The 22,180-nt window shown below is 68.2% G+C and carries 22 protein-coding genes; 6 read left to right on the top strand and 16 right to left on the bottom strand.

What is annotated here, in order from left to right; all coding sequences use genetic code 11:
- Window positions 1-36: 36 nt before the first annotated feature.
- The 4 genes from ACFZCE_RS23785 to ACFZCE_RS23770 all read right to left on the bottom strand — a co-directional run bounded on the left by ACFZCE_RS23785 (window position 37) and on the right by ACFZCE_RS23770 (window position 4,466).
- The gene (locus ACFZCE_RS23785) at window positions 37-891 is read right to left on the bottom strand and encodes an ABC transporter permease subunit (protein ID WP_390942993.1); all 855 of its coding nucleotides are present in this window, start codon (window positions 889-891) and stop codon (window positions 37-39) included.
- Window position 892: 1 nt separating this feature from the next.
- Window positions 893-1,855 (bottom strand): ABC transporter permease subunit, encoded by a 963-nt coding sequence (locus ACFZCE_RS23780; RefSeq protein ID WP_390942992.1) that lies wholly within the window; start codon window positions 1,853-1,855, stop codon window positions 893-895.
- A 208-nt stretch (window positions 1,856-2,063) separates the two neighbouring features.
- Complete coding sequence (locus tag ACFZCE_RS23775) at window positions 2,064-3,392, bottom strand: extracellular solute-binding protein (protein ID WP_390942991.1); 1,329 nt, start codon at window positions 3,390-3,392, stop codon at window positions 2,064-2,066.
- A 42-nt stretch (window positions 3,393-3,434) separates the two neighbouring features.
- Window positions 3,435-4,466, bottom strand: a complete 1,032-nt coding sequence (locus ACFZCE_RS23770) for an alcohol dehydrogenase catalytic domain-containing protein (RefSeq protein WP_390942990.1) — start codon at window positions 4,464-4,466, stop codon at window positions 3,435-3,437.
- Window positions 4,467-4,584: 118 nt separating this feature from the next.
- Here ACFZCE_RS23770 and ACFZCE_RS23765 point away from each other — a divergent pair, with 118 nt between their 5' ends.
- A complete protein-coding gene (locus ACFZCE_RS23765) occupies window positions 4,585-5,724 on the top strand; it encodes a sn-glycerol-3-phosphate ABC transporter ATP-binding protein UgpC (protein WP_390942989.1) in 1,140 nt (379 codons plus the stop codon).
- Window positions 5,725-5,944: 220 nt separating this feature from the next.
- Here the strand turns inward: ACFZCE_RS23765 and ACFZCE_RS23760 are convergent, their stop codons facing one another.
- Window positions 5,945-6,586, bottom strand: coding sequence for an HD domain-containing protein (locus tag ACFZCE_RS23760; RefSeq protein WP_390942988.1), 642 nt, complete (start codon window positions 6,584-6,586; stop codon window positions 5,945-5,947).
- Window positions 6,587-6,706: 120 nt separating this feature from the next.
- Here ACFZCE_RS23760 and ACFZCE_RS23755 point away from each other — a divergent pair, with 120 nt between their 5' ends.
- Entirely contained in the window at window positions 6,707-7,666 is a 960-nt protein-coding gene (locus ACFZCE_RS23755; RefSeq protein WP_390942987.1) for a helix-turn-helix domain-containing protein, read from the top strand.
- A gap of 46 nt (window positions 7,667-7,712) precedes the next feature.
- Window positions 7,713-8,273 (top strand): DsbA family protein, encoded by a 561-nt coding sequence (locus ACFZCE_RS23750; protein WP_390942986.1) that lies wholly within the window; start codon window positions 7,713-7,715, stop codon window positions 8,271-8,273.
- A gap of 13 nt (window positions 8,274-8,286) precedes the next feature.
- Here ACFZCE_RS23750 and ACFZCE_RS23745 read toward each other — a convergent pair whose 3' ends face one another.
- From ACFZCE_RS23745 to nac (ACFZCE_RS23700), 10 genes are all read right to left on the bottom strand, one after another.
- A complete protein-coding gene (locus ACFZCE_RS23745) occupies window positions 8,287-9,495 on the bottom strand; it encodes an aspartate transaminase (protein ID WP_390942985.1) in 1,209 nt (402 codons plus the stop codon).
- Window positions 9,496-9,517: 22 nt separating this feature from the next.
- Window positions 9,518-10,711 carry a CoA transferase gene (locus ACFZCE_RS23740; protein WP_390942984.1) on the bottom strand — a complete coding sequence of 398 codons (1,194 nt, stop codon included), beginning with the start codon at window positions 10,709-10,711 and terminating at the stop codon, window positions 9,518-9,520.
- Window position 10,712: 1 nt separating this feature from the next.
- Window positions 10,713-11,507, bottom strand: coding sequence for an enoyl-CoA hydratase (locus tag ACFZCE_RS23735; protein WP_390942983.1), 795 nt, complete (start codon window positions 11,505-11,507; stop codon window positions 10,713-10,715).
- Between the two features lie 71 nt (window positions 11,508-11,578).
- On the bottom strand, window positions 11,579-12,412 hold the full coding sequence (locus tag ACFZCE_RS23730) for a transporter substrate-binding domain-containing protein (RefSeq protein WP_390942982.1): 834 nt from the start codon (window positions 12,410-12,412) through the stop codon (window positions 11,579-11,581).
- 104 nt (window positions 12,413-12,516) lie between these two features.
- On the bottom strand, window positions 12,517-13,287 hold the full coding sequence (locus ACFZCE_RS23725) for a 5-oxoprolinase subunit PxpA (protein WP_390943034.1): 771 nt from the start codon (window positions 13,285-13,287) through the stop codon (window positions 12,517-12,519).
- A 27-nt stretch (window positions 13,288-13,314) separates the two neighbouring features.
- On the bottom strand, window positions 13,315-14,280 hold the full coding sequence (locus ACFZCE_RS23720; protein WP_390942981.1) for a 5-oxoprolinase/urea amidolyase family protein: 966 nt from the start codon (window positions 14,278-14,280) through the stop codon (window positions 13,315-13,317).
- Window positions 14,277-14,933 (bottom strand): 5-oxoprolinase subunit PxpB, encoded by a 657-nt coding sequence (gene pxpB, locus ACFZCE_RS23715; protein ID WP_390942980.1) that lies wholly within the window; start codon window positions 14,931-14,933, stop codon window positions 14,277-14,279. The genes ACFZCE_RS23720 and pxpB (ACFZCE_RS23715) overlap by 4 nt, the downstream gene beginning before the upstream one ends.
- Window positions 14,934-15,072: 139 nt before the next feature.
- Window positions 15,073-16,005, bottom strand: a complete 933-nt coding sequence (gene nac, locus ACFZCE_RS23710; protein ID WP_390942979.1) for a nitrogen assimilation transcriptional regulator NAC — start codon at window positions 16,003-16,005, stop codon at window positions 15,073-15,075.
- Window positions 16,006-16,062: 57 nt separating this feature from the next.
- A complete protein-coding gene (locus ACFZCE_RS23705) occupies window positions 16,063-16,998 on the bottom strand; it encodes an EamA family transporter (RefSeq protein WP_390942978.1) in 936 nt (311 codons plus the stop codon).
- 228 nt (window positions 16,999-17,226) lie between these two features.
- Complete coding sequence (nac, locus tag ACFZCE_RS23700; protein ID WP_390943033.1) at window positions 17,227-18,144, bottom strand: nitrogen assimilation transcriptional regulator NAC; 918 nt, start codon at window positions 18,142-18,144, stop codon at window positions 17,227-17,229.
- A gap of 288 nt (window positions 18,145-18,432) precedes the next feature.
- On the opposite strand from nac (ACFZCE_RS23700), the gene ACFZCE_RS23695 reads away from it, so the two are divergent.
- From ACFZCE_RS23695 to ACFZCE_RS23685, 3 genes are read left to right on the top strand one after another with little or no spacing between them, the layout of a single operon-like run.
- Window positions 18,433-19,953 (top strand): MFS transporter, encoded by a 1,521-nt coding sequence (locus ACFZCE_RS23695; protein WP_390942977.1) that lies wholly within the window; start codon window positions 18,433-18,435, stop codon window positions 19,951-19,953.
- A gap of 32 nt (window positions 19,954-19,985) precedes the next feature.
- The gene (gene pxpB, locus ACFZCE_RS23690) at window positions 19,986-20,687 is read left to right on the top strand and encodes a 5-oxoprolinase subunit PxpB (RefSeq protein WP_390942976.1); all 702 of its coding nucleotides are present in this window, start codon (window positions 19,986-19,988) and stop codon (window positions 20,685-20,687) included.
- Entirely contained in the window at window positions 20,684-21,652 is a 969-nt protein-coding gene (locus tag ACFZCE_RS23685; RefSeq protein ID WP_390942975.1) for a 5-oxoprolinase/urea amidolyase family protein, read from the top strand. The genes pxpB (ACFZCE_RS23690) and ACFZCE_RS23685 overlap by 4 nt, the downstream gene beginning before the upstream one ends.
- A gap of 71 nt (window positions 21,653-21,723) precedes the next feature.
- Here ACFZCE_RS23685 and ACFZCE_RS23680 read toward each other — a convergent pair whose 3' ends face one another.
- On the bottom strand, window positions 21,724-21,927 hold the full coding sequence (locus ACFZCE_RS23680; protein WP_390942974.1) for a hypothetical protein: 204 nt from the start codon (window positions 21,925-21,927) through the stop codon (window positions 21,724-21,726).
- Between the last annotated feature and the right edge of the window lie 253 nt (window positions 21,928-22,180).

The following is a 22,180-nucleotide window of genomic DNA, read 5'->3' as shown; positions in this document are numbered from 1 at the left end:
GTCCTCGCGGGCGCTCGTTCTAAAGGCTGTGCGGGGTTATTTCACCGCACCCATGGTCAGACCTTGCACCAAGTGGCGTGACACCATCAACGCAAAAATAATCACCGGGCACACGATCAGCGTGCCGGTGGCCATGATTTCCCCCCAGGGCAGGTCGTAGCCGCTCATGAAACTGGTAGCCGTGACTGGCGCGGTGCGCGCGGCGTTGCGGGTCAGTACCAGGGCGTACAGCAGCTCGTTCCAGCTGAAGATGAACGAGAAAATCGCCGACACCGCCACCCCCGGCATCGCCAGCGGCAGGGCGATGCGCCAGAAGATGGTAAAGCGCGAGGCGCCGGCCAGCCGCGCGGCTTCGTCGAGGTCGCGTGGCACGCCGCGAAACTGGTCGGTGCAAATCCACACCACGATCGGCAAGTTGAAGGTCAGGTACACCAGGATCAGCACCAGGTGGGTGTCGATCAGCCCCAGGTTGCGCGCCAGCAGGAAGATCGGCAGCGCCACCACGATCGGGCTGAGCATGCGGTTGGTGATGAACCAGAACCACAAGTCCTGCTTGCCGCGAAATTCGAAGCGCGCCAGGGCGTAGGCCGCCGGTGTGCCCAGGCCCACCGCCAGTACCGTGGTGCTCACCGCGACGATCAGCGAGTTGCCCAGCGAGTGCAGCACGTCGCGTTCGAACAGCACCTTCAGGTAATTGCCCAGGTGCGGGGTGAAGGTCCACACCGGCGGCGAGGCCAAGGCCTCGGCCTGGGTTTTCAGGCTGGTGGCGACCATCCAGTAAAACGGGAACACCGCGAACAGGAACACCGCCAGCAACCCCACCAGGTGCCAGGCATGCAGGCGGATGCCGGCCACCGCGGGGGTGGCGGGGGCTGCGATTGAGCTGGCCATGCTAGATCTCCCGGTACACGAACTTGATGTAAAGGCGCGCCAGCACGATGGTCAGTGCCAGCAGCAAAATGGCCTGGGCCGACGCCACGCCCTGGTCGAACACCCTGAAGCCGATGCGCTGGATGTACACGCTGACCAGCTCGGTGGCTGCCCCTGGGCCGCCGCGGGTCATGGTGAACACGGTGTCGAACATCTTCAGGATGTCGGCGGTGCGCAGGATCAGAATCACCGTGGCGCTGGGCAGCAGGAAGGGCAACTGCACGTAGCGCACCACCTGCCAGCGGCTGCGGGTTTCCAGGCGCGCGGCTTCTTCGATTTCGCTGGGCACCATGGCCAGGCCGGCCAGCAGCACCAACGCGCAGAAGGGCGTCCATTGCCAGATGTCCATCAAGGCCACCGCGATGAACGCGCCGCTGGTGCTGCCCAGCCATTCCACCGGCGCCGCGCCGAGCCAGGCCAGCAAGGCGTTGGCCACGCCAAAGTCGCGGTTGAAGATCAACCGGCCGATCAGCCCGGCCACCGCCGGCGCGGTCGCCAGCGGGATCACCAAACTGACCCGCGCCAGCCAGCGCAGCCCGCTCAGGCCCGGCTTGTGCAGCAGCAGGGCGATCACCAGGCCGAGGGCCATCTGCACCGGCACCACGCTGAGCAGAAACAGCCCGGTACGGCCCAGCGCCGCCCAGAACGAGCCGTCGCCGAGCACCGCCAGGTAATTGCCCAGGCCAATGAACGGCGTGGCGTCGCGCGGCCGCGCCAGGTTGTACTGGCGGAACGAATTCACCAGCGCGAACACGGTCGGGAAGATCCCGATCAACGCCAGCGCCACCGTGGCCGGGGCCAGAAAGGCCCAAGCGGCGCGGGTGTTGTTCCACAGGGTGGGGAAGGGTTTTTGCATCGTTCGAACCTGCTTGTCGATGGCCAGGAGGGAGGCCGGCTGTGCCGTGATGATTTTCACTGAAGCCATTTCAGGGCTTCATGGAGGGGATCCATCTTGATTTTGTGCATGAGCTTCAGGGCCTATCGCCCGGCACAGCCGGAGTGCCGGACCACGGCCTCCCACGGGGTCTGTGTTGCCTTGAAAATCAGGGACCACACAAGACTGGTGGGAGGCCGTGGTCCGGCACTCCGGCTGTGCCGGGCGAAGGGCCCTCCAGCCAGGCACAGCGCTTCAATCACTTCAGCAACTTCGCCTTGCCGTCGTAATACCCGGCCTTCTGCAGGATGCCCTCGACCTTGCTGCCAATCGCCTTGGCGCCGTCGGCGGTGGTCATCTTGCCGAGCAGCATTTGCGTGCCGTTCTCGCCGATCACCTCGCTGATTTCCGGCCACTGCGGGAAGCGTGGGCGGTAGTCCGGCACGCCGCCTTCCCACGACGCCACCATCGGCGCCACGAACGGGTATTGCTGCTGCACGGCGGGGTCTTTGTACACCGCCATGCGCCCGCTCACGCCGCCGGCGTCGAGGTACGGCTTGGCCAGCGCTTCGGACGTGACCCACTGGATGAACAGCCACGCCGCGGCTTTTTCGTTCTGCCCGGCATTGGCGTTGACCCCCAGCGAGAAGCCGCCCAATGCCGGTTTCAGGCCCGCCGGGCCCTTCGGCTCGGTGGCCACTGCCAGGCACTCGGTGACCTTGGATTTTTCCGGGTTGGCCAGGGTGGCGTAGAACGCCGACCACTCGGTGATCATCGCCACCTTGCCCTGGGCCAGGTCGTTCACCGCCTCGTTGTGGTCATAGTCGACAATCCCCGGCGGCATGAACGGCAGCAGCGCCTGGCGGAACTGCAGGCCCTCCTGGGAGGCCTTCGAATTGAGGTTCGATTTGAACTGCGCATCCAGCAACGAGCCGCCGAACGGCCACAAAAAGCGCATGAAGCTGTCTGCCGACTGGGTCTCGCCGCGGCGCGACTGCAGCGCGTAGGCGTACTTGCCATCGTGGGTGAGCTTGGGCGCGTACACCTTGAGCAGCTCGTCCCAGGTGGCCGGCGGCTTGTCGAAACCGGCGTCTTTGAGCATGCATTTGTTGTAGAACAGCAGCCCCGAGTAGTTATCGAACGGCAGGCCGTAGGTGGTGCCGTCCCAACTGCCGAACGACTCCAGCAGGATCGGGAAGAAGCCCTTCAGGTTCAGGGCCGGGTCCGCCAGCTTGGGGTTGTCGGTGAAGGTCTTGATCGGCTCGAGCCAGCCGTTGCCGGCGAACTCGCCGATCCACACCACGTCGGTGAGCACCACGTCCATCTGCTCGTTGGAGGTAAAGCGCAGCACCTCCTGCTCGCGGGTGTTCTCGTAGGGCACGATCTCGGTGGTCACCTTGATCCCGGTTTGCTGTTCGAACTGCGGCAGCAATTTGAGCGCCGCGGCATAGCCGGGGCGGTCGAGGAAAATCGCCTTGATTTCAGTGCCCTTGTAGGGCGCGGCGGCTTCCTGCAGCGTCCAGGCATGGGCGGCACTGGCGCTGAGGGCAACGCACAGCGCCAGGGCATGGCGGGCCGGTGTGTTCATGACGCAAACCTCTTCTTGTTGTTGTGGGGTAAGGGGGGCAGCTCAATCCGGATGCGGCAGGATGATCGTCTTCAAGGCGCCGTCGTGAAAATCCGCCGGGAACCGGAACGCCTCCTGGGCCTGGCCCAGTTCGAAGCGGTGGCTGATCAAGCCTTCGACGTCGACCGCGCCGCGCGCCACCAGCTCGATGGCGCGCGCATACACATGGCCCATGCGCCGCGCCAGGCGCACGTCGAGGCCCTTGCGCCGCAGCAGCGAAGCACTCAGCGGGGCGTACTGGTCGCCGTCGGGGATGCCCACCAGCACCAGCCGCCCGCCGATGCGCGCGGTTTGCGCGGCGGCCTGGAAGCCCTCCGGCGAGTTGGTCGCCTCCAGCACCAGGTCGACGCCGCGCCCGCCGGTCCACTCGGCCACCGCGCTGTGGTGCGCGGCGCACTGGTCGGCGCCGAGCTGGCCGGCCTTGGCCGCGCGGTAGGCGATCGGGTCGATGGCGTACACGGCTTTTTTGCACATCAGCCGGGCCAGTTGCAGCAGGCACAGGCCGATCGGCCCGCAGCCGAGAATGGCTACGGTCTCGAAGGTTTTTTTCGAGCCGGCCAGGTCCATCGCGTGGATCGCCACCCCGAGCGGCTCGAGCATCACTGCCTGGGCCGCGGTGAAATGCGCCGGCACCGGGTACACCTGGCTCGGCGCCACGCTGATGTACTCGGTCATCGCCCCATGGGTGTGCGGCGGCGAGCCGAGAAACTCCACGTGCGGGCAGAGGTTGACGTGGCCGCGGGCGCACCATTCGCACTGGCCGCAGGGCTTGGCCGGGTCTACCGCGACCAGTTGCCCGGCGGCCAGCCCCAGCCCGGGGTGGGCATGCACCAGGCGCCCGGCGAACTCGTGGCCGGCGATGAACGGCTGGGTCACCCGCGCGCTGCCGATGGCGCCTTCCTTGAAGTAATGCAGGTCGCTGCCGCACACGCCCACCGCGCTCACCCGCAGCAGCAGCTCATCGCCGCGTGGGGTGGGCAGGGGTTTGTCACCGATGCGGATGTCCCGGATCCCGTGGAGGTAGGCCGCGCGCATGGTGGGGCTCCTTGCACATTTGTAATTTTGGATTTACAAATGAATGTAGGGCGAATCCTTCGGCTGTCAAGCCGGCTGGGCGCGCTTGCCCCCATAACAACAACAGCGGGAGCACCTTGTGGCTGAGCTCACCTTGCGCGGCATCGAAAAGGCCTATGCGGGCCTGGCGGTGCTGCACCAGATCGACCTGAACATCCACAGCCGGGAATTCGTGGTATTCGTCGGCCCCTCGGGCTGCGGCAAGTCGACCCTGCTGCGTTGCATCGCCGGGCTCGAAAGCATCAGCGCCGGCGAGGTGCGCATCGGCGGGCGCGACGTGACCCGCCTGGAGCCGGCCGAGCGCGGCGTGGCGATGGTGTTCCAGAGCTACGCGCTGTACCCGCACATGTCGGTGTACGACAACATCGCCTTTGGCCTGAAGATGCAAAAAGAACCCAAGGCGCAGATCGACGCCAAGGTCCGCGAGGCGGCGCGCATCCTGCAACTGGAGCCGCTGCTCGAGCGCAAGCCCAAGGCGCTCTCCGGCGGCCAGCGCCAGCGCGTGGCGATCGGCCGGGCGATCGTCCACCAGCCGCAGGTGTTCCTGTTCGATGAGCCGCTGTCCAACCTCGACGCCTCGTTGCGGGTGCAGATGCGCATCGAGATCGCCAAGCTGCACGCGGCGCTGCAAGCGACCATGGTCTACGTGACCCACGACCAGGTCGAGGCGATGACCCTGGCCGACAAGATCGTGGTGCTCAACAAGGGCCGGGTGGAGCAGGTGGGGGCGCCGCTGGAGCTTTACCATCACCCGTGCAACCGCTTCGTGGCGGGGTTCATTGGCTCGCCGCAGATGGTCTTCCTGCCGGTGCAGGTGCTGGCCGCCAGCGCCGAAGGCGTGCAGGTCAGCCTGCCCGGCGGGGCGCGCTTGTGGGTGCCGGTGCAGGCCGGCGCGGTGGCGGTGGGCGCGGCCCTGACCCTCGGCCTGCGCCCCGAACACCTGGCCGAGCAGGGCGGTGGCGACGCGCAATTCAGCGTCACCGCCCAGGTGGTCGAGCACCTGGGCGGCGAAACCTTCACCCACGCGATGACCGCCGATGGCGACCCGGTGATGGTCAAGGGCGACGGCTTGTCACGGGTGGCCGCCGGGCACAGCCTGAACGTGGGCGTGGTGGGCGCGCGCTGCCATCTGTTCGACGCCGAGGGCGTGGCGCTGGCGCACCTGCGGCATTACACCGAGGGGCAGTTGCCGCCGTTGCCGGTGGCCGGGGTGGGTTGAGGGCCCTTCGCCCGGCACAGCCGGCCTCCCACGGGTTCTGTGTTGCCGCGTAAATCAAGCACTTACACAAATCTGGTGGGAGGCCGGCTGTGCCGGGCGATAGGCCAGTCAGGTCATGCGCCCGGTAAAATCCCAGGGAGAGATCAAGGCTTTATACTTCAGATTTAGCGCTTTGATTGCTTAGGTGAACAGCACTCCGGCTGTGCCGGGCGAAGGGCCCTCAACCCACCCACGCCGACCCACGAATCACCTCGCAAAAATTCCCCGGGCGGAAGCTGGGGTCCTTGGCGGCGATCACATCGGCCTTGACGTTGCCGAAGGTGGTCTGCGGCTTGTGCCGAATGCCCTGGTAGAACGCCTCGATGATGGCTTCCTTGAACTGCGGCCCACGCGGGTGCGCGGCCACGATCGCCTCGCGCTCGGCGTCGCTGTACTGCGGGTAGGTCAGGCCGAGCACGTCCATCTCTACCCCGGCGGTCACCAGCGCCACCACCGGGTGCATGTGCTGGGGGATGCCCGGGGTGGTGTGCAGGGCGATGGCCGTCCAGACCGTGTCGATATCCGCCTGGCTGATGCCACGGCCGTTGAGAAAATCCCGCGCGGCATTGGCGCCGTCGACTTCGAAGCGCTCGCAGGCGCTGCTGTGCTGGTGGGTCAGGCCCATGTCGTGGAACATGCAGCCGCAGTACAGCAGCTCGGCGTCGAACTTCAGCCCGCGCTGGCGGCCAGCCAGGGCGGCGAAGTAGAACACCCGGCTGGAGTGGTGAAACAACAGCGGCGAGGCGGTGCTGCGCACCTGCTCGGTGATTTCGCGCGCCAGGGCGCTGTCGGGGATTTTGATACCGTTGAAGTCCAGGCTCATGGTTGGCTCCGCAGTGGGTGGGTACGGGGCCATTGTGCGGCCGATCGGTGGTGGCCTAAAGTGGCGTGATACGCCATATACTGCCATTTTGCGTGATCACCGGCCGCGGGAGGCCCTGGCATGAAAAACATCGCGATGGTGGCGTTGCCCGGCGTGCAACTGCTGGATGTATCCGGCCCGCTCGACGTGTTCGCCCAGGCTAATGCCGAAGCGGGCAGGGCGGTGTATGCCCTGCGCGTGCTGGCGTGCGAGAGCGGCCCGGTGCGCAGCTCGTCGGGCACCCGGCTGCTCGCCGATGGGCTGCTGGGCGGCGCCGTGGGGCCGGTCGACACCCTGCTGGTGGCCGGCGCGCCCAGTGCCCCAGGCATGCACTTCAAGGCGCGCACCCTGGCTGCCCTGCGTGCACTCGCCAGCCAGGCGCGGCGCTACGGTTCGGTGTGCACCGGCGCCTTCGCCCTGGCCGCCACGGGCTTGCTCGACGGCCGCCGCTGCACCACCCATTGGGCCCACGCCGAGGCGCTGGCTGCGGCGTACCCGGCGCTGAGCGTGGAGGCTGACGCGCTGTACGTGCGCGACGGCGCCCTGCGCACCGCCGCGGGGGTCACCGCCGGCATGGACCTGGCCTTGGCGCTGGTCGAAGAAGACCTCGGCCGCGAGCTGGCCGCCCAGGTCGCGGCGCAACTGGTGATGTTCTTCAAGCGCCCGGGCGGGCAGTCGCAGTTCAGCCGCCACGGCCAGGCCCAGGCCCAGGGCCGTGGCGCGTTGCAAGGGGTACAGCGCTGGGTCGCGGCCAACCCGGCGCTGCCCTTTACCGTGGAGGCGCTGGCCGAGCACGCCGGCCTCAGCCCGCGGCACTTCGCCCGGGTGTTCCACGCCGAAGTGGGGCTCACGCCGGCCGCCTGGGTCGAGCTGGCCCGGGTCAACGCGGCCCGCGCCCTGCTCGAAGGCGGCCAACTGCCGCCCAAGGCGGTGGCGGCGCGCTGCGGCTTTGCCAACGCCGACACCCTGCGGCGGGCGTTTGCCAAGCATGTGGGGGTGACCCCGGCGCAGTATCGGCGCGGGTTCACTGTACCGGCGTAGCAAGGGGCTTTAAGGTAAAGCCTTTTACCCTCCAAGGAGCCCCACCATGCAAGCGTCTACCTGGCACGCCGACCCCCTCACCTGGGGCCATGGCCCACGCGTTCTGGAAGTGTTTCTCGAGCCCACCTGCCCCTTCTCGGTCAAGGCCTTCGGCAAGCTCGACGCGTTGCTGGCGGCCGCCGGCCCCGAGCGGCTGACGGTCAAGGTGCGCCTGCAGTCGCAGCCGTGGCATTTGTTTTCCGGGGTGATCACCCGCTGCATCCTCGCCGCGTCCACCCTCGAAGGCGGCAAGGCCACCGCGAAAACCGTGATGGCCGCGGTGGCCGCGCACCGCGCCGAATTCGAGTTCGAACACCACGCCGGCGGGCCGAACCTGGAGGCCACGCCCAACGCGATCATCGCCCGCCTCGAAGGTTACAGTGGGGTGAAGTTGGCCGAGGCGTTCGCACTCCCGGACCTCGACCGGGAGATCAAATGGCACTGCAAATACGCCCGGCAGAACGGCATCCATGTGTCGCCCACCTTTATCGTCGACGGGCTGGTGCAGGGCAATATGAGCAGTGGTGACAGCATTGAGCAGTGGCTGGAGGCATTGCAGTTGGGCTAGGCGGTTGCGCGCCCTAGCTCAAGGCCGCCACTGCCCGCGCGATCCGCCCAATCCCTTGCTCGAGGTTCTCCAGCGAGGTCGCGATTGACGCGCGAAAGTACGGCGATAGCCCATACGCCGCCCCCGGCACCAGCGCCACCCCGGCCTGTTCGAGCAGGTACAGCACCACCGCCTGGTCATCGCTGAGCAGCGTGCCCGCGGGGGTGCGCTTGCCCAATAGCCCGGCACAGTTCACGTACAGGTAGAACGCCCCCTCCGGTGCCAGGCAGCCGAGCCCGGGGATGGCGTTGATCAGCGCCACGGCGCGGTCGCGGCGTTGCTGGTAAACCTCGCGGTTGTGCGCCAAAAAGCCTTCGTCGCCCTCGTAGGCGGCCACCGCTGCGGCTTGGCTGATCGAGCAGGAGGTGCCGGCCGATTGCGACTTGAGCTTGGCGATGGCCTTGACCAGGGGCAACGGCCCGGCCACGAAGCCGATGCGAAAGCCGGTCATGGCATAGGTTTTCGACACCCCGTTGACGATCAGCACGCGCTCGCGCAAGCGTGGCTCTACCGCCACCAGGTGCGGGTTGGCGCGGCCGTCGTAGCGGATGTGCTCGTAGATCTCATCGGTCATCACCATCACCTGGGGGTGGGCCAGCAGCACCTCGGCCAGGGCGCGGTACTCCTCGGCGCTGTAGGTGGCGCCGGAGGGGTTGGCCGGCGAGTTGATCAGCAGCCAGCGGGTGCGCGGGGTGATCGCCGCGGCCAGTTGCGCGGCGCTGAGTTTGAAGCGCGCCGCCTCGCTGCACGGCACGATCACCGGGGTGCCGTCGCAGGCCAGCACCATGTCGGGGTAAGACACCCAGTACGGCGCCGGGATGATCACCTCATCGCCGGCATCGAGGGTCGCGCTCAGGGCAAGGAAGATCGCCGCCTTGGCGCCGTGGGTCACCAGCACCTGCTCGGCGCCGTAGTCGATGCCGTTGTCCCGCGCCAGCTTGCGTGAAATCGCCGCGCGCAGGGCTGGGGTGCCCCAGTTGTGCGGGTAGCGGGTGTCGCCCTGGCGCAGCGCGGCGATGGCCGCTTCGCGCACGTGGGCCGGGGTGTCGAAGTCAGGTTCGCCGACCACCAGGTTGACCAGGTCGCGGCCTTCGCGCTTGAGTTCCTGGGCACGGTCGGCGGCGGCGCCGCTGGGCGAGGGTTTGATGCGCTGGGCGCGTTGGGCAATGCGGATCGAAGTCACGGTAGGCTCACTGTTCAGAGGGTCAGATCACGCCGGCGCTGCGCAGGCGTTCAATGTGTTCAGCGCTGTAGCCGCAGCCGGCGAGAATCTGCGCGCTGTGCTCGCCACGGTCCGGCGCGACGCTGCGCAACTGGCTGGGGGTGCGGCTCAGGCCGAACGGTTGGGCCACCACCTCCACCTCGCCCAGGCGCGGGTGCGCCAGCGGTTGCGCCATGCCCAGGTGGCGCACCTGTTCATCGGCGAACACCTGGTCCATGCGGTTGATCGGCCCGGCGGCCACATGGCCGGCCTCGAAGGCGGCGATCCACTCGGCGCTGCTGCGCTGGCGGGTGATCTGCGCCAACAGCGGATTGAGCGCGTGGCGGTTGAGCGAGCGGCCTTCTTCGCTGTCGAAGCGCGGGTCTTGCATCAGGTCGGGGCGCTGCAGGGCGTCGCAGAGGCGGCGGAACATCGCCTGCTCGCCGGCGGCGATGTTGATGTGGCCGTCGGCGGTGGGGTACACCCCGGTGGGGATCGAGGTCGGGTGGTCGTTGCCGGCCTGCACCGGGATTTCCCCCAGGAACAGCCAGCGCGCGGCCTGGAAGTCGAGCATGGCGATCATCGCCTGCAGCAACGACACCTGCACCCACTGGCCCTGGCCGGAGGTTTGCCGTTCGAGCAGGGCGGTCATCACCGCCATCGCGCAGTACAGCCCGGCGCCCACGTCGGCCACGGCGATGCCGGCGCGCATCGGCCCGCTGTCGGGGTGGCCGGTGACCGACATCAACCCGGCCATGCCTTGGACGATATGGTCGAAGCCCGGGCGCTTGGCGTAGGGGCCGTCCTGGCCGAAACCGGAGATGCTCGCGTAGACCAGTTTCGGGTTGATCTTGCGCAGGGTTTCGTAATCGATGCCGAGGCGGAACTTCACGTCGGGGCGGAAGTTTTCCGCGACCACGTCAGCGCTTTCGACCAGCTTGTAGAACACCTCGAGGCCGGCGGGGTCTTTCAGGTTCAGCGCCAGCGAGCGCTTGTTGCGGTGCAGGTTCTGGAAGTCCGGGCCGTCGCGCAGGCCGCCCCAGCCATCGCTGACTTCCATGTGCTCGGGGCTTTCGATCTTGATCACGTCGGCGCCCCAGTCGGCGAACTGGCGCACGCAGGTCGGGCCGGCGCGCACGCGGGTCAGGTCGAGCACCTTGATGTGGGCCAGCGGGCCCTGGCGGGTGGCGGTGGTCATGTCATTGCCCCTTGAAGTTCGGTGCGCGCTTGGCGGCGAAGGCCTGGCGCCCTTCGTGGTAGTCCTGGCTCAAAAAACACGCGTCGATCAGCGCCTGGGCACGGCCCATGTCGCGCTCGGCTTCGTCGCGTTCCAGCTCGATAAAGCCCTGCTTGAGGGCCTTGAGGGTCATCGGGGCGTTCTGCGCGATGGCCGCGGCGTACTGCTCCACCCGCGCCTGCAGGTGCTCGGCGGGCACCACTTCGTGCACCAGGCCCATGGCCAGGGCTTCCTGGGCGCTGTACTGGCGGCCGCTGAAAAAAATATCGCGGCCGTGCATGGGGCCGACGATGCGGTTCATCCGCACCTGGCCCTGGTAGCCGTAGCCCAGGCCCAGGCGCACCGCCGGGATGGCGAAGCGCGAGTGTTCCGAGCAAATACGAATGTCGCAGCTGGTGGCGAAGTCCAGGCCGCCACCGATGCAGTAGCCGTTGATCATCGCCACGGTCGGCTTGCTGCAGGCGTACACCGCGTTGTAGGCCGCTTCGTTGATCTCGTGGTAGTGGCGGTTCTGCGCGGCGTCGTTGCGCACGTTGCCAAACGCGGAAATGTTCGAGCCGGCGGCGAAGGCCCGCTCGCCGGCGCCACGCAGCACCACCACGCGCACGTTGGGGTCGGCGTCGAAGGCTTGCATCACCGGCGGCACGGCTTGGGCCATGGCCATGGAAATCGCGTTGTGCTTGGCCGGGTCGTTGAAGGTCATCCAGCCCAGTGGGGCGCTGGTGGCGGCGGTAAGTTGCGGGCAGTTGCTGGTCATGGTGGGCCTTTTTTCAGGGTGAGCGCGGCCGCCGAAGGCCGGGAGGGCCTTCGCCGGTGGCGCGGGGGCGGTTAGGGCAGTGGTTCGAAGGCGATCGCGGTCATCGGCTGGACCTTGTCCTGGCGCACCATGTTGTAGGCGGTACCGGGGCCGATCCATTTGTTCCAGAGGCCGGTGAGTTCGCCATCGGCTTCGAGCTGGTTGAGGATTTCATTGACCTTGGCCAGCAGCCGCGGTTGTTCGTGCTGCAGGCCGATACCGATCGGCTCGAGGGCCAGCGGCTCGCTGATGGCCGCCAGTTGCACGCCGCTTTGCGCCGCGCGCTGGATGTACTGGCGGGCGGTCATCTCGTTGTTGACGAAGCCGGCGGCCTTGTTCTGGATCACCGCCAGGTAGGCCGAGGCGGGGTCCTGGAAGGTGATCGGCAGGCCGCCGTTGAGTTTCACCGCCAGCTCCGAGGTGGAGCCCTTGCTGGTGGCGATGCGTTTGCCCTTGAAGCTGGCCAGCGGCTGGCTGCCGCTGGCGGCGGGCACCACCAGGGTTTCGCGGGTGATGTAGTACGGGTCGCTGAACTGCACCTGTTCGCCGCGGCTGCGGGTGTAGGCCAGGTTGGCCACGCCGATGTCGACATGCCCGAGCTTGATCTCCGGCACCTTGGCGTCGGTGGACAACGGGCGGATTTCCGCGGCCACGCCCAGGCGGGCGGCGATCAGCTTGCACAGGTCGACGTCGTGGCCCACCTGCTGGCGGCTGTCGGGGTCGGCGTAGCCGAACGGCGGGGTCGCCGCCTGCACGCCGCAGACCAGTTTTTTCTGGGCGAGGATGTCGTCCAGGCGGTCGGCCCAGGCGGTGAAGGGCACGGCCAGGGCCAGCAGGCCAGCCAAAGCGAGGTGAGAGGTGCGCATGTTCGTTCCGTCCTTCCAGGGTGAGCAGAGGTGCGCCGCGGTTCAGGCGGCAGGCCCGGCAGACTACAAAGCGTTACGTGCAGCAAGGTTTCTAGGTATGGGGGTCAGGCGGCCAGCTTCGACAGCGGCACCACGCGGCCGCCGGCGCGTTCGACTTCGTCGCGGATCGCCCTGGCCAGGGCCACGGCGCCGGCGGTGTCGCCATGCACCAGGATCGACCGCGAGGGGATCGGCAAGCGTGTGCCGGCCACGGTGGTGGCGCTGCCGTCTTCGAGAAACTGCCGCACCCGCGCCATCACCACCGCGTGGTCGTGGATCACCGCCCCGGGCAGCTTGCGCGACAGCAGCAGGCCGTCGGCGGCATAGGCGCGGTCGGCGTGGAACACCGGCTCGACCCGCACGTTGCCGCACTTGGCCGCGGCCTCGCGCACACAGGGGCTGATCGACGACTTGATGATCAGGCTCGGGTCGAAGGCGGCCACCGCGGCCACCAGGGTGTCGGCCAGTTGCGCGTCCTCGGCGATCATGTTGCCCAGCGCGCCATGAAAGCTCATCAGCTTGAGCGGGTGGTCGATCTGCCGGGCCATGCCGGCCAGCGCCGCCAGTTGGTAGGTGACCAGCGCGGCCAGTTCGTCGGCGCCGATCTGCATGCGCCGGCGGCCGAAACCGACCAGGTCGGGAAAGCCCACATGGGCGCCGGCGTCGATCCCCAGGGCCTTGGCCCGGGCCAGGGTGGTCTGCATGATCAGCGGGTCGCCGGCATGGAAGCCGCAGGCGATGTTGGCCGAGGAGATGATCTCCATCAGTTGCGCGTCGTCGCCCATTTGCCAGGGGCCAAAGCCTTCGCCGAGGTCGGCGTTGATGTCTACTTCCAGCATGGAACACTCCTCATCGGGAAATACTCAGGCCACCGCGGCCAGGCGTTGCGCGCTGTCGCGCACGCTGGCCAACCAGGCCTGTTGTTCGTCCAGCGCGGCCAGGCCTTGTGGGTAGTCGGCCTGGATAAACCGCAGGCTGCCGCCCAGCGGGATGTGGCTCAGGCGCCAGAGGTCGGCCTCGATCACCGCACCGATCTTCGGGTAGCCGCCCATCGGTTGGGCATCGCGCAACTGGATGATCGGCTGGCCGCCGTGGGGCACTTGGATCACCCCTGGGACGATGCCGTGGGATTGCATTTCCAGCGGCCGCCGCGGCACCAGCCCGGTGCCGGCCAGGCGGTAGCCGTAGCGGTTGCTTTGTGGGGTGATCTTCCACGGCTGCTGCCACAGCACCTGCTGCGAGGCCTCCTCGAAGGCGGCGTATTCGGCGGCGGGGATCACCCGTACCGCCGGCAGGCCATCACAGGCCAGCGGCAGGTGCTGGCTGGGCGCAACGATGCCGAAACCGCCTGGCCCACGGTCACACGCCGCGGCCAGCGGCAGGCGGTCGCCCAGGCACAGTTGGCGGCCTTCGAAGCCGCCGAAGGCGCCGCGCAGCTGGGTGCTGCGCGAGCCGAGCACTTCGGGCACCTCAACCCCACCGGCCAAGCACAGGTAGGCCCGCACGCCGTGGCGTGGCAGGTTGAAGGTGAGCACCTGGCCGGCCTCGGCGCGGGCCACCCACCAGGGCAGCAACGGCTGGCCGTCGAGGGTCGCGAAGGCGTCGGCGCCGGTCAGGGCGAAGGTCGCCGCGCACCTGAAACGCAGGCTGAACGGGAACACCTGCACCTCGATCGCCGCCGCGCCGGCCGCGTTGCCGAGCATCAGGTTGCCAGCGCTCAGCGCCAGCGCGTCCATCGCCCCGGCGGTGCCGACGCCTTGGCCGAGGTGGCCGAAGCGGCCGAGGTCTTGCACGCTGGCCAAGGGGGTGTCGCTCATCACTTCGATCATGCCAGCACCTTGCCTGGGCAGAAGCGGATACGGTCGCCCGGCTGCATCACCGCCGGGGGCGTGGCGCGGGCGTCGAAAAAGTCGAAACGGGTACGGCCGATGCCGTTCCAGCCGCTCGGGCCCGGGGAGGCCGCCACGCTGGTCTGGATGCCGCCGATGGCCACCGAGCCGACCGGGTTATCGAGGATCGGCACCTTGCGCCGGGGGGTTGCCAGGCGCCGGTCGAGGCCTTCGAGGTAGCAGTGGCCGGGGTGGCTGCCCAGGCCGAACACCACGTACAGCGGGGTGGTGTGCAGCGCGACGACCTCGTCCACGCTGAGCCCGGTGTGTTCGCACACGTGGGCCATGCGCAGGCCGAACTCGCCGCCGTAGTCGACCACCAGTTCGACCACCTTGCCCTCCAGGTGCAGGGTGCGGCCGCTGGCCCAGGCCTCGAGCAGGCGCGCCTTGAGCGGCTCGATGTCACGCGGCGGCTGGCGGAACGACAACAACAGGTTGTTCAGGCACGGCACTGCTTCGCGGATTTCCGGCCAGCCGGCGGCGCTGTCGGCCAGCGCCCAAATGCGTTGTTGCAGTGCCAGGGTCAGCGGGCCACCGGGGTCGAACAGCAGCGCGCTGGTGCCCAGGCAAGTGATGGCGGGAACGTCGGTCATGGCGAGGCTCAGGCTCCGAAGGGGGGCGGCAAGGCACTCTGAACGCGCTGGGCGTTCGGCTTTGCCGGGGGTGTTCGAAGGCTATCGCTCTGGCCGCGGGCACAGAAATACCGGTGATGTATGTTGTGATAAACGCCGGTTATGCATGCAGCGCCGGCAGGCCCATGGCCTGGGCGTGGGCCTGCACCACCTCGAGCAGGATCTCCCGCACCGCCCGCGCCGGGATCGACAACACATGGGCCTCGGACTCGCACAGCGCCAGGTTCGCCTCCAGCGCCGGCTGGCTGATCGGCACGTCGGCCACGCCATGGGCCAAGCGCATCTGGGTGGCGATCGAGGCCGGCAAAATGGTTGCGCCCACCCCGGCCAATACCGCCTCGATCAGCGTGACCTGGGTGGAAATCTCCGCCACTACCTGGGCCTTGGCGCCCAGCCGGTCAAAGGCATCGTCGATGGTTTTGCGCAGGAAGTGGTTGCGGTTGGGCAAGATCAACTCCAGCGCCTGCAACTGCGCCAGCGCCACGCTGGCGCTGCTGAACAGCGGCGTGGCCGAGACCAGGTGCAGCGCCTCGCTGACCAGCGGTAAAAAGCGAATGCCGTGGGGGATGTGCGCGCCGTACAGGCTGGTGCCCAGCAGTGCCATGTCGATGCGCCCGCTCATCACCAGTTCACTTTGGCGCACGCCGGAGTTCTGGTTGAGGTTCAGGGTGATCCCCGGGTGCGCGGCGCGCACCGCGCGCAGCAGCGGGATCGCCAGTTGCTCGGCCATCGAGCATTGCGACAAGCCCACCGCGACACTGCCGGTCAGGTGCTGGCCGGCGTTCTGCACCTCCTGCTCGGCCTGCTCGCACTGGCGCAGGATCAACTGCGCGTTGCGGTACAGCACCTTGCCCGCTTCGGTGGGCTGCACACCGCGCTTGTTGCGGATCAGCAGCGTTTGCTTGAGCTCATGCTCGAGCACCGACAATTGCTGGCTGAGCGCCGGTTGCGCCACGTAGAGGATTTCCGCCGCTTGGGTGAGGCTGCCGATCTCGACGCTCTTCACGAAGTACTTGAGGCGGCGCAGGTTCATGGGGGCTCCTGAAGCAGGTGGGGGGCTTCAGGCACCTGCAAGCATCGTACCGGTGCTTCAGCTGCTGCGTTCCGCCTGGGCCAGGGCTTGCGTGCCGGCGCCGCGGCGGGCACCGCCACGGCGCTCTTGCCACAGGGTGAACACCCCGGCCGCGGCAACGATCGAACCGCCGGCCAGGGTGGTCCAGGTGGGCAACTGCGCCAGCAGCACAAAGCCCAGCAGCGACGACCACAGCAAGGTGCTGTACTCGAACGGCGCCAGCAGCGAGGCATGGGCGTGGCGCAGGCTCAGGGTCACGAGGATTTGCGCGGTGCCGCCAAAGGCACCGATGCCCAGCAGCAACAGCCACTGGGTGCCGTGTGGCATCACCCAGCCGAACACCCAGGTGGCGGCGCCAACCAGGGTGGTCAGCAGCGAAAACCACAGCACGATGGCCCCCGGTTGCTCGCGGCCGTTGAGGTAGCGGATCTGCACCGTGGACGCCGCCGAGCTGAACGCCGCCAGCAGCGCGCAGCCGCTGCCGATGATCGACGCACTGGCGCCCAGCGCTGCCGCGCCGGCCAGGCTCAGGTGCGGCGCGAGCATCACCAGCACCCCGGCAAAGCCCAGCGCGATCGCCAGCCAGCGCAGCGGCCGCACCCGCTCGCCGAGCATCAGCGCCGCCAGGATCACCGTGAACAGGGGTGCGGCGTAGCTCAGCGCGGTGGCGTCGGCCAGCGGGATGAAACTCAGCGCCAGGTAGTTGAAGTACATGCCGCAGGTGCCGGAAATACTCCGCCCGAGGTGGCCGAGGAGGTTTTGGGTGCGGGTCAGGGCAAACACGTTGCCTTGCAGCCCCAGCCACACCAGCAGCGGCAGCAGGGCCACCAGCGAGCGGAAGAACACCACCTCGCCGGTCGGCACCTGGCCCTCCAGGCCCTTGACGCAGGTGAGCATGGCGGTGGAACAGAGCGTGGCGGCAATTTTCAGTACGATGGCTTTGCGCGGGTTCATCAGGCGCCTTCAGCAGTCCGGGCAGGGGTGGCGCGGATGCTAAAGCGCTCGAGGGGGTGGCGGCCAAGAGCGGTTGGTTCTGTACCGAGAAGGGTTGCTTATGGATCGGTGCTGGATGGCGGGCCTCTCGCCCGGCACAGCCGGCCTCCCACCAGATTCGTGTAAATACCTGATTTACGTGGCAACACAGAACCCGTGGGAGGCCGGCTGTGCCGGGCGATAGGCCCTCTACCCCTGCGCCGAACTCAAGGTCCCGCGCATCTGCGCGATCAACTCCAGCAAGATCGTCTTCACCGCCTGCCCCGGCACCGACAACGGCAGGTGCCCGGACAAACACAGCGTCAACGGCGCTTCGATCTGCGGCTCGACGATGCGGCTCAGGTGCACCGCCTGGTGCGCCTGCAGGCCGCGGGCGGCGGACTCCGGCAGGATGGTCGAGGCAAAGCGCTCGGCCACCGCCGTGGCCAGGGTGGTGGCCGACTCCACTTCGGCGATCACCTGGGGCTGGCGGTCGATGCGCAAGAAGGCTTCGTCGACCAGCCGGCGCATCACGTTGTAGGTGCGCGGCAGCAGCAGTTCGAGCTCGGCCACCTCAGCCAGGGCGATCTGCTCGCGGCCGGCCAGGGCCGGGGCGGCGCTGACCAGGTAGAGCTGCTCGCGCAGCAACGGGGTGAAGCTCAGCCCGTGGATCTCCCGGCCGCCGTAGAGCACGGCCATGTCCATGCGGCCGTTCATGATCAGCTCGCTGAGGGTGGTACCGAAGTTCTCGTTCAGGTACAGGGTAATGCCCGGGTGCAGCTCGCGCACCCGCCGCAGCAGCGGCACCGACAGGCTCGAGGCGGCGGTGCCGGGGGCCAGCCCTACCGAAACGTTACCGCACAGCGCGTGGCTGCTGGAGGTCACGTCGCTCAGGGCCTGTTCGCACTGGCGCAGGATCAACTGCGCATGGGCGTACAGCACCTTGCCCGCTTCGGTGGGGGTGACCCCACGCTTGGTGCGGATCACCAGTTGCTGTTGCATCTCGGCCTCGAGGGTTACCAGCTGTTGGCTGAGCGCCGGCTGGGCGATGTGCAGCACGTCGGCGGCTTGGGTCATGCTGCCGATGTCGACGATCTTCACGAAGTATTTCAGGCGGCGCAGGTTCATCCGGGTCAGGCCTTGGCAAACGGTCATGAGCAGGCATTTGCAAGCACCGCGCCAGCCCGGCAAACCGTCATAAGGCTTTGCTATGACGCCGCCCGGCGCACCAGCCTGGCGCGCGCGGGCCTTGCCAGGCGGGCAGGGCGGGCGTTTTTGGGGCGCCGGCGGGGGCGGGTCATAAGCGCGGCTTATCCGTCCAGAGTGAAGTCCTCTTTTGCGCGCGGCGGCCGCCCTCGTAACGTAGGCTGCATGTTTGTTCCGGGCGCCTGGCGCCGGTTTTATGCGAGTGTACCGATGACCCCCGAACCCGCCGCGCTGTCGTTTCGCCAAGCCTTGCTGGCCATGCTGGGGGTGTCGCTGGTGCTGATGCTCTCGGCGCTGGACCAGACCGTGATCGGCAATGCCCTGCCGAGCATCGTTGCCCAGTTGCAGGGCTTCGAACTGTACGCCTGGGTCGCCACCGGTTACCTGCTGGCCTCGATCGTGACCATTCCGATCTTCGGCCGGCTGGGCGATTACTTTGGCCGCAAACCGTTCGTGCTGGCGGCCACGGTGCTGTTCACCGGCGCTTCGTTGATTTGCGCGCTGGCCCCCAGCATGCCGTGGCTGGTGGCCGGCCGCGCGTTGCAGGGCATCGGTGGCGGGATGCTGGTGGGCACCGCGTTCGCCTGCGTGCCGGAACTGTTCCCCGACACCACCCAACGGTTGAAGTGGCAGATGCTGCTCAGCGCGATGTTCAGCGTGATCAACGCCATCGGCCCAGGCCTGGGCGGTTACCTCACCGGGCAGTTCGGCTGGCGTTCGGTGTTCTGGCTGAACCTGCCGCTGGGCGCGCTGGCGTTGTTCTTCGCCTGGCGCTACCTGCCCTGGTACCGGCCGCTGCGCAGCGCGCCGGTGCGGCTCGACTGGCTCGGCGGCGGCTTGATCGTGCTGGCCCTGGGCGGCTTGCAGTTGCTGGTCGAGGGCCTTGGCCGCAGCCCGGCGCTGGCCAGCCTGGGCCTGGCGGCGCTGGCGGGCCTGGCCTTGCTGGCGTTGGCCTGGCACGAGCGGCGCTGCGCCGACGCGCTGCTGCCGGCGGCGTTGTTCCGCCAGCGCAGCGTGCGCTTGATGTTCGTGCTGGCGATGCTCGCCGGCGGGGTGATGTTCACCTTGCTGTTTTACCTGCCGCTGCTGCTGCAGGGCGGCTATGGCTACAGCCCTGAGCAAGCCGGCGTGTTGATCACCCCGCTGGCGTTGAGCATCACCCTCGGGGCGATCATCAACAGCCGGCTGATGACCCGCCTGGCCAACCCCAACTGGCTGCCGCTGGGCGGCTTCACGGCGCTGCTGTGTGCCTGCGCCGGGCTCGCCGCGGTCGGCCTGGGGGGCAGTTTCGCGCTGCTGCTGGGGCTGGTGCTGCTGGCCGGGCTGGGCCTGGGCTTCGTGCTGCTGAACCTCACCGTGTTCACCCAAACCCTGGCCGAGCGCCAATACCTGGGCATCGCCACCGCCTTGCAGCAAAGCCTGCGGCTGGTCGGCGGGCTGCTCGGCACCGCGCTGATGGGCGCGCTGGTCAACCTCTTGTATGCCCACCACGTGCAGGTGGCGCTGGCCGCCGCCGGCCGCCTGGAGGCGCTGCCACAGCTGCTCGACCCGCAGGTGCTGATGAGCGTGCCGGCCGGCCTGGCCGCTGATTTGCTGCACATTGCCCGCGCGGCGCTGGCCCAGGCCATCGGCACCGGGCTGCTGTTGTGCGCCGCCGCGGCGCTGCTGGCGCTGTGGGTGATGAGCCGCCTGCCGGCGGTCGAGCTCAAGGCGGGCACGCCGCGGCGCTGACCTTTTTTTTTCACCTGTGACAGGAACCCACCATGACTCACACCTCGCAGGCTGCCAGGCCGCCTGCGTCCTACCTCCCCGAGGCGGCCGCGCGGGTTTCGATGATCGGTGCCCGCGCCTACTTGCTCGAGGCCCCGGGTGCCCTCGACCTGGAAGCGCAGCGGCGGATCTGGGCGCTGGCGCAATTGCTCGAGGGCCAGCCGGAGGTGGCGGCCACCGTACCGGGCATGACCAACCTGCTGGTGGTGTACCACGCCATCCCGCCCGAGCCGGCGCCGGTGATCGAAGCCCTGCAGCGGCTGTGGCGCCAAGCCGACCCGCTGCACCGCAGCGGCCGCCTGATCGAGGTGCCCACCTGCTACGGCGGCGAGCACGCAATCGACCTGCCGGCGCTGTGCGACTTCAGCGGCCTGAGCGCCGCCGAAGTGGTGCGCCGCCACCACCAGGGCCAGTACAGCGTGTTCGCCGTGGCCAGCGCGCCGGGCTTCGGTTACCTCGGCGGGCTCGACCCGGCCATCTACATGCCGCGCAAAAAGGTGCCGTCGCTGCACATGCTCAAGGGCATGGTGACCATCGGCGGCCTGCAGTCGGGCATCGCCGTGCTCGACGGCCCCAACGGCTGGAACGCCATCGGCTTTGCCCACACCGCGATGTTCGACGCCCACGCCGCCCAGCCGGCGTTGCTGGCCCCCGGCGACACCGTGCGCTTTTTGCCTGAGAGGATCGAGCTGTGATCGACGTGATTGCCAGCGGCCCGCAGAACACCGTGCAAGACCTCGGCCGCCCGGCCTGGCGCAACATCGGCGTGGCCACCGCCGGGGCGATGGACGCTCTGGCGCTGCGCACCGGCAACCTGTTGCTGGGCAATGCCCAGGGCCTGGCGGCGCTGGAACTGCAAACCTTCCCGGTGCGCCTGCGCTTCACCTGCGCCACGGCCATCGCCCTGACCGGCGCCGACGGCCAGGCCAGCCTCGACGGCCGCCCGCTGTTGCCGTGGTGGGCCTGTAGCGTCAAGGCCGGGCAAGTGCTGGAGGTGAACTACCCACGCCAGGGCGCGCGGGTGTACCTGTGCGTGGCCGGCGGCATCGAGGTGCCAGAGGTGATGGGCTCGCGCAGCACCTCGCTGCGCGGCGGCTTCGGCGGCTTCGGCGGGCGGCCGCTGCAGGTTGGCGACCAGTTGCCACTGGGCCAGGCCCCGGCGTCGCGCTTGAGCGCGGCGGGCCTCGGCGTGCAACCGCCGGCCCAGGCGCTGGCGGCGGCGTTCCCGCTCAGCAGCGACGGTAGCCTGCTGCTGCGGGCGATCCCGGCCGGTGAGTACGGCTTGTTCAGCCGTGACCACGCGCGCTTCTGGGCGCAGCCGTGGAAGGTCTCGGCGCAAAGCAACCGCACCGGCTACCGCCTTGCCGGCGAGCCGATCGTGGCCGAGACCGCCGTGGAGATGCGTTCCTATGGCCTGGTACCCGGGGTGGTGCAGGTGCCACCGGGGGGCGAGCCGATCATCCAGCTCAGCGACGCCAATACCGCGGGTGGCTACCCGAAGATCGCCGGGGTGATCGACGCCGACCTCTGGCGCCTCGGCCAGGCGCCGATCGGCAGCCGCCTGCGTTTCGTCGAGGCCAGCGCGGCCGATGCGATCGCCGCCGAACAGGCGGTGGAAGGTTACCTGGCCAATGTAGAACGGCTGCTGGGCGGCTTGTAAGGCTAACCGGCCAGGCATAAAAAAACCGCGCATCGAGGGATGCGCGGTTTTTTTATGCCCGCGGGCATGGGTCAGCCAAAGGTGAAGCCAGTGATGATGGCATCGGCGTCAGCGACGATGCGCACGCGGTTGAGGTCGAACTCGTGGGTCGCGATGTCATTCGGGCCGACCACCCGCTCGCGGCCGGTCAGCTCGGTGATGGTCGCCTTGACGTCTGGGGTGTAGGGGGTGCCGATCAGGTGTTGCAGGGTGCGGATAACGGTTTCGTTGTCCATGGTCAATCTCCTCGGGGGTAGGGTGCCCGTGATGGGCCGGAGATTGTCGCGGGGTGAGCGGGGGGCGGGCGCGTTAGATAGCTAATACGTGGGCAGGGCACCCGGCCTATCGATGGTTTTATCGAGCGCTTGACCTGACTGGCCCATCGCCCGGCACAGCCGTAATGCTGTTCACTTAAGCCATTTCACGGCTTTACGGAAGAGATCAATCTGTGAGCTCTGCTGATTTTGTGCATGAGCTTCAGGGCCCATC

The organism is Pseudomonas sp. NPDC007930 (assembly GCF_042958985.1).
GTDB lineage: Bacteria > Pseudomonadota > Gammaproteobacteria > Pseudomonadales > Pseudomonadaceae > Aquipseudomonas.
The sequence above is the reverse complement of the archived record's forward strand: the minus strand, read 5'-3'. Positions and strand labels throughout refer to the sequence as shown.